This window comes from Burkholderia sp. RS01, from assembly GCF_039748055.1.
Lineage (GTDB): Bacteria > Actinomycetota > Actinomycetes > Actinomycetales > Micrococcaceae > Arthrobacter.
The window spans coordinates 1-280 of sequence record NZ_JBDLAK010000071.1; the positions used below are offsets into that span (position 1 = coordinate 1).

Below are 280 nucleotides of genomic sequence, written 5' to 3' on the forward strand. Positions count from 1 at the left end.
CTTCGCCCACAACGTCGAGACCGTGCCGCGGATCTTCAAGCGGATCCGCCCCGCGTTCCGCTACGACCGGTCCCTGGACGTCATCACCCAGGGCCGGAACCTGGGCATGGTCACCAAGTCCAACCTGATCCTGGGCATGGGCGAAACCCGCGAGGAAATCTCCGAGGCCCTCCGGGACCTGCACGAGGCCGGCTGTGACCTGATCACCATCACCCAGTACCTGCGCCCGTCCGAACGCCACCTCCCGGTGGACCGCTGGGTCAAGCCGCAGGAATTCGTG

The 280-nt window shown here is 66.4% G+C and carries 1 pseudogene; it reads left to right on the forward strand.

Annotated elements, in window-relative coordinates:
- Positions 1–280: pseudogene (locus ABFP37_RS22570) on the forward strand (lipoyl synthase); the annotation flags it as partial.